Source organism: Clostridium sp. DJ247, from assembly GCF_014231265.1.
In genome coordinates, this window is the sequence record NZ_JABAIW010000034.1 from 49,821 (window position 1) to 57,124 (window position 7,304).

At 30.8% G+C, this 7,304-nt stretch carries 5 protein-coding genes and 1 tRNA gene; 5 read left to right on the top strand and 1 reads right to left on the bottom strand.

The features are described from left to right. Window positions 1-2: 2 nt before the first annotated feature. Window positions 3-1,910, top strand: a complete 1,908-nt coding sequence (locus HGI79_RS14245; protein ID WP_185651364.1) for a molybdopterin biosynthesis protein — start codon at window positions 3-5, stop codon at window positions 1,908-1,910. 250 nt (window positions 1,911-2,160) lie between these two features. Further along, on the top strand, window positions 2,161-5,406 hold the full coding sequence (locus tag HGI79_RS14250; RefSeq protein WP_185651365.1) for an SNF2 helicase associated domain-containing protein: 3,246 nt from the start codon (window positions 2,161-2,163) through the stop codon (window positions 5,404-5,406). Window positions 5,407-5,597: 191 nt separating this feature from the next. Here the strand turns inward: HGI79_RS14250 and HGI79_RS14255 are convergent, their stop codons facing one another. After that, window positions 5,598-6,020 (bottom strand): hypothetical protein, encoded by a 423-nt coding sequence (locus HGI79_RS14255; protein WP_185651366.1) that lies wholly within the window; start codon window positions 6,018-6,020, stop codon window positions 5,598-5,600. A gap of 354 nt (window positions 6,021-6,374) precedes the next feature. Here HGI79_RS14255 and HGI79_RS22850 point away from each other — a divergent pair, with 354 nt between their 5' ends. The 3 genes from HGI79_RS22850 to HGI79_RS14270 all read left to right on the top strand — a co-directional run bounded on the left by HGI79_RS22850 (window position 6,375) and on the right by HGI79_RS14270 (window position 7,070). Next, window positions 6,375-6,566 (top strand): hypothetical protein, encoded by a 192-nt coding sequence (locus tag HGI79_RS22850; RefSeq protein ID WP_395939548.1) that lies wholly within the window; start codon window positions 6,375-6,377, stop codon window positions 6,564-6,566. Beyond that, window positions 6,533-6,634: an AraC family transcriptional regulator gene (locus HGI79_RS22855; RefSeq protein WP_313885216.1), complete on the top strand. Its 102-nt coding sequence runs from the start codon at window positions 6,533-6,535 to the stop codon at window positions 6,632-6,634. The genes HGI79_RS22850 and HGI79_RS22855 overlap by 34 nt, the downstream gene beginning before the upstream one ends. A 360-nt stretch (window positions 6,635-6,994) precedes the next feature. Beyond that, a tRNA-Met gene (locus tag HGI79_RS14270) sits at window positions 6,995-7,070 on the top strand. Window positions 7,071-7,304: the final 234 nt, after the last annotated feature.

Below are 7,304 nucleotides of genomic sequence, written 5' to 3' on the forward strand. Positions count from 1 at the left end.
TTATGGCACAGAAAATATATTTATCAAATTATGAATTTAAAGAAGCACTAGATAAATATTTAGATGAAATAGGTTATTTATTCCTAAATAAAGAATTAGTAAATACAGAAGAAAGTCTAGGTAGAGTTACCGCAGAGGCAGTATATTCAAAAATATCTTCACCTTTTTACAATTGTTCTGCTATGGATGGTATTGCTGTTCATAGTTCAAAAACCATAGGAGCATCTGAAAGGCATTCTCTTACGTTAGAAGAAATGAAAGATTATGTTGTGGTAGATACAGGAGATCCAATTCCTAAAGAATATGACTGTGTAATAATGGTAGAAGATATAATTAAAATAGATGAGAATAAAGTTCAAATATATAAAAGTGCAACACCCTGGCAAAATATACGACCATTAGGTGAAGATATAGTAGAAAATCAGCTAATCATTCCTTCTGAGCATCTAATAAGACCTGTAGATATAGGTGCAATGATAGCCGGTGGAGTAAATATCATTGAAGTTTATAAAAAACCTTTGGTAGGTATTATTCCAACAGGTACCGAACTGGTGGAACCAGGAAGTGATCTTAAAGTTGGAGATATAATTGATTTTAATTCTAGAATATTTAGTGCTCAAGTTATTGAATATGGAGGAATACCAAAGAGGTACAGTATAGTAAAAGACGATTACCATGCTCTGAAAGAAACTTTAGAAACAGCGGCTTTAGAGTGTGATATTATTATAATAAATGCTGGTTCTTCAGCAGGAAGAGAAGATTATACCAGTGAAGTGATTTCTGACTTAGGAAAAATTTATGTACATGGTATAGCTATAAAACCAGGAAAACCTACTATCTTGGGAGAAGTTAAGAATAAACCTGTTCTTGGCATACCGGGATATCCTGTATCAGCTTATTTTATAATGGAGAAGGTTCTTAAAACAGTGATAGAGGGTTATCAAGGGTTAAAGCCAAAGGAAACACAAATGGTAGAGGCAATTTTATCAAGAAGAGTTATGTCATCCTTAAAGTATTTAGAATTTGTAAGAATGAAGCTTGGATATGTGGGACATAAGGTTATTGCTACACCACTGTCAAGAGGGGCAGGTGCTACTATGTCACTTGTCAGAGCGGATGGAATTTTAGAAGTCCCGCAAAATGTAGAAGGTATTGAAGCTGGTACCAAAGTACACATAAGTCTTATGAAGGATATGGATGAAATAAAAAATACCATCGTGTGTATAGGCAGCCATGACCCAATATTAGATATGCTTGCAGATATACTTCATGTAAAAAGCAAACATTGTTATCTATCTTCAGCTCATACAGGAAGTATGGGAGGAATAATGGCACTTAAAAATGGAGAAACGCATATTGCTCCAATTCATCTTTTAGATATGGAAACGGGAGAATATAATGTTTCTTACATTCAAAAATATTTAAAAAATAAAAATATGGCTTTAATAAAGGTAGCAAAGAGAACTCAGGGACTTATGGTTCAGAAATGGAATCCATTAGAACTTACAAAACTTTCGGATATTTCAGAGAAAAATGTAAGATTTGTAAATAGACAAAGGGGAGCGGGTACAAGATTACTTTTAGATTATTATCTAAAAAAACTAAATATTTCACCTGATAAAATTAATGGCTATGAAAGAGAGGAATTTACCCATCTCTCAGTAGCAGCAGCAGTAGCTAGTGGAGATGTAGATTGTGGCCTTGGTGTCTATTCAGCAGCGGAACTGATGGAACTTGATTTTATTCCAGTGTGTAGTGAAGAATATGATTTTGCAGTACCTGTAGAGTATCTAGAAATGGATATAATTAAGGCTTTAATTGATGTTATGAAAAGTAACGAATTTATAAAGGAACTTGTTAAACTTGGAGGCTATGATTATTCAGATATAGGTAAAATAACATATATTTAAGCTATAACTAAAAAAGAAGCTTCCAATCCAGGTTTTATAAACACTTCCAAAACTTATATCTAATATAATTATTTATTAGATAAAGTTTCGGAGGTTTTTTATTTATAATAAATAAAAGGTGCATTATTTTTCTTCACTTAAATTAAATGCGCTCTAAACAAAAATAAAGTCATAACTCCATAATTTTTATATGTTATAATAATATGTTATAATAGAAGGATTATAAAACTTAAACTACTGGAGAGAAAATATGTTAACAGAAGATATGCTATTACAAATATTTAATGAAGAAACCACTGGTAAAAACCATGCCAAAGGGCAAAGAGTTCTTAATAATGACTTAGTTTCTTCTATAGATATTACCAGCGAAGATAAGCTAATTTGTATAGATGGTAATGTGATTTCAGAAAATCTTTTTAATGAATATAATACGAAAATTGAGATGGATGCAGAAAAGAAAAGTATTTTTTCTACATACTGCGGTTGTTTGGATTATGAACAGAATGAGTTTAAAAAAAGAAACTATTGTTGTAAGCATTTAGTGGCAACCTTTTATAAAGCCTTAGAGGATCTAGCTAACCATCCTCTTTTAAATCAGAAGGATGCTCAGGAGCACAGCATATTTAAAAATAAAAATAATGTTTTATCCATGCTCCTAGGAGATGAAAAGCATAAGAATGAAATAAAAATAGAGGTTTATATAAATAAAAATCAATGGAATGACAATATTACAGCTGAGTTTAAAATAGGACTTAACTCCATTGGTTCCAATAACCTTTATGTTTTAAAAGACATTAATCAGTTTTTGGTGGCTTATTACAATAATATTCCTATAAACTATAGTAAAAATTTCACTTTTCATATAATGAATCATCGTCTAGGCACTAAGGATAAACGGCTTATTACTTACATTGAGATGTTAAAGGAATTGGAGAAAAACTATAAATACTCTAATAAAAATGGAGAAGGCTATGTTAATGGCAAATATATAAATATTCCTAAATATTTAGTTAGGGAATTTTTTGAAGTTATAAGAAAACATAGAGTTTATTTAAATGAAGGATTCTTTTATAGAGCTGTGGAAACGGAAGTTTTACTTGAGGCTCCAGCCATAGAATTTGATTTGAAAACTATAAAAAATAATTATGTGCTTAAATCTCCAGGAGGAATGCCTCAGGTTTTAGGCTCCAAAAATGATGTTTTTTTGTATGGTTCAACTATATACCTTCCAGACTATGAATTTTGTTATAAGATAAGTCCATATCTTAAGGTTTTTAACCAAGCCAAGGTTGTGACTATGGAAGGCTCAGAGGAAGAAAATATATTAAGAAGGCTAATTCCTGACCTTAATCTTTTGTCGCCTAAGGTTACTCTATCAAAGTCTATAAAAGACAAGATTGTAATGGATGAGTGTCAGTTTAATTTTTATTTTGATAAGGAAGGCAAAGATATTACACTAACAGTAAAGGTTGAGTATGGACAGTTTGAGTTTAATATCTTTGAGGAATGTAAGGATAAGATTATATACAGAGATTCTAAAAAGGAAGTACAGGTTATTGGTGTGCTTAGAACTTTAGGTTTCCAGGAGATAGAAGGAAAGTTCTATTTTTTAATGGGGGATGACTATATTTTTAGATTCTTTAAAAGTGAAGTAGAGAAGCTGCAGGAAATAGGAGCAGTATATTACTCAGAAAACTTTAAAGGTTTAAAATCCATTGGTACTAAAGGCATTAAGGCGGATATTAAATCTGGTAAATATAATTACTTTGAAATGGACTTTAAAATAGGAGATATTGATCCTAAAGAAACCTCTGATATTTTAAGGGCCTTTAGGGATAATCTTAAATATTATAAGCTTCCAAGCGGAGAATACCTTGATTTAGAGGAATTAGAGCTTAAGAAGTTTTTAAAGCTTTTAGATGTGGTTTCTTCTAAGAATATAGATGATAATCATATTGAAATATATAAGAACAAAGGAGCTTTCATTGATAACTATTTAGAGGAAAATGGTATTAGATATATAAAAGGAAAAAAAGAGTTAAATGAAATAAGAGATAAGTTTAAGAATATAGAGAAGCTAAAATTTAAAGAACCAGTAGATTTAAATGGAAATCTAAGAGAGTATCAAAAGGTGGGATATAACTGGTTTAAAACCTTAGACTATTTAGGCTTTGGTGGAATCTTAGGAGATGAAATGGGTCTTGGTAAAACTCTACAAACTATTACTTTTATATTATCTAATAAAGGGAGTAAGTCCTTAATTATAGCTCCTACATCATTGATATATAACTGGATAAGTGAATTTGAAAAATTTGCACCTACTTTAAAAGTGGCTGCTGTTAACGGGTCAAAAGAACAAAGAGAAGACATAGTTAACAATATAGAAAACTATGATGTAGTTATAACAACTTATAATCTATTGAAGAGAGATTTAGAAACTTATAATACCATGGAGTTTGATTACTGCATATTAGATGAAGCCCAAAATATAAAAAATCCAAACTCTCAAAATGCCATAGCTGTTAAAGGTATAAAGGCAAAAACAAGATTTGCTTTATCGGGTACACCAATAGAAAACTCTCTCATGGAGCTGTGGTCCATATTTGATTTCATAATGCCAGGATATCTATATGATGAAAAGAGATTTAGTGTAAGATATCACAAAAAACTTAAAGAAGGTCCAGAGGTACTTGAAGAGCTAAATAAGCTTATAAAACCTTTTATTCTCAGAAGAAGAAAAAAAGATGTTATAAAAGAATTGCCTGATAAGATAGAAAAAACGTTAATGGTCACCTTAGATGATGAACAAAAGAAAGTATACAAAACCTATGCAAACTATGCAGTGGAGCTTATTGAAAAGAAGGTAAAGGATGATGAGTTTAAAAATAGCAAAATAGAAATACTTTCTTATATAACAAAACTAAGACAATTGTGCTTAGATCCCACTGTATTAATGGACGATTATAGCGGTGGGAATGGAAAGTTGGAAGCTCTAACAGAGCTGCTGAATAAAAGCATAGAACAAGGACATAGAATATTGATTTTCTCTCAATTTACATCGGTTCTTAAAAATATTGGAAAAAGAATTGCTGCAGAAGAAATATCCTTTAGTTACCTGGATGGTTCCATATCTTCAGAGAGAAGAATGAACATAGTAAAAGCTTTTAATGAGGGTGAAAACTCAGTGTTTTTAATAAGCTTAAAAGCTGGAGGAACAGGACTTAATCTAACCTCTGCAGATATAGTAATTCACTTTGATCCTTGGTGGAATCCTGCAGTAGAACAGCAGGCGACAGACAGAGCACATAGAATAGGGCAAAAGAATGTAGTTGAGGTTATAAAAATTATAGCTAAGGGTACCATTGAAGAGAAAATACTGTCACTCCAAGAACAAAAGAAAAAGCTTATATCAGAGCTTATGGGAGATGAGTTATCCAGTGGAGAAAGCTTTACAGCTTTAACTGATGAGGAAATATTGGGATTGTTTGAAATGTGATAGGCGAAAGCCTCTGCAAATTTTTTTGCAGGGGCTTTTTATGATGTGTCTAATATCATAAAACAGTGCATTACATGACATGGGTAATTTGTTTTAGTTTTCATGTTAGTTTTAGTTGTAAAAATTATAGAAAAGATAAAAAGAATATTTTTTATACTCTTTTTTCAGAGAAATAACATTGGGTATTTTTATTAGTTAACAGTAAAATTAACTAATTGGGTATAATTCAATGTAGAGCCATTATAGGCTTTGAAACCTGGGTCAATTATTATTTGATAACTATTACCGCTTACAAGATTTGCATCAAAAAAGACGTTTCGTTTCTCTGGATCCAAAGGACTTCCATCTCCCAGTTTGTATAAAGTTATTGGTATAGTGGTTTGGGTAGTTGTGTTTTTAAGATGTACGTAACTTTGATTGTATGATGTATAATAAGCGACATTATGATTAAATTGAAGTTCTATATGTTGTAAACCAGAAGCCACACTGTTATTGTTAACTAGGGATACGCCAGGTGTTGCAGTTTGGCCACTTATTGTGCATAAATTTGCATCATAAAAGTACAGTGTAGGGTCACCACCAGCAAGAGCTGGAAATGCAAACAAGCAGACCATTAAAAGAGACGTTATATAAGTAGATATTTCAGTATATATTGATGAGGAATTTTTAAAATTAATTTATGCAGCATAGGATGTTACCATATTATGGAACATTTAAATAGTTTATTAGAAAGTCTTAGTCTTAAACTATTTACTAGTGGCTTAATCGAGTAATATCCTATGTAAAATAAATTAAATGTAAAAGTTCCGTACCTATATAGCGGTATAGAAATAAATCTAAGCATATTCAAAATTAAACAACAGACTTTATAACATGTTTTGCAGATATGATACCATTTCTGTTTCCTTGTAAAAATAGTAATATATACTTAGTAAATTTATTCAAAATATTATTAATGGAGGTTTTAGATGGTGTCATATTTTGCTTCTGAAAAAAGATATGAAGACATGAAATATAACAGATGTGGTAACAGTGGGTTAAAACTCCCTGCTATTTCTTTGGGGTTATGGCATAATTTTGGAGGAGTAAATGCTTTTGAGAAAAATGGAAATTTATCTATATCTTTATATCCAAATCTGTTGGATATAAAGATCCATTAGTTTTCTCAAAGTTGTTTAAAAAAGTGAAAGGAGTATCTCCAAGAAACTTTCGTAAACTTAATATTTAAATTGCTACACTTATTCCATTATAGAACAAATGTAGACGGTCTAAAAGGTTTTCGCCCATGGTGAAGCAAACCCCCATGTGAATTAAGTTCTACTATAAAAATAAATTTTAAAATAATATTATGAATAATAAATTAAAGAATTATAGTACATTATAATCTATATAGTTACAAACAAGTATGTAAACTATATCTGGCGTGTCAATATGCTATATATTAAGAATTAAAGAGAATTTATAAGAATAAATAATATAAATAAGGGGAATAACATATATATAAATTACACTATATATTAAAAGATGATAAGATAACATTCGTTGCTTGATGAGGCAGCAAACACAAGAAAACTTATCAATATAATATCGCGGGATGGAGCAGTTGGTAGCTCGTCGGGCTCATAACCCGAAGGTCGTAGGTTCGAGTCCTGCTCCCGCAACCAAAAAAGTATTGACAAAGATTTAGCTTGTATGATAACATATAAAAGCTGTGAACTAAGCAGTAAATTATTCAATAGTACAACTGTTAATTGGTAATGAATTACTAGTTGACAAAGTTAAATGACTATGATAAGATGAACAAGTCGTCAAAGAGCGACCGATCCTTGAAAATTAAACAGAGTGAGATAAGAAAACTTATCTATATAAATAAACCAGCAATTCTTTTGAGCTACTAG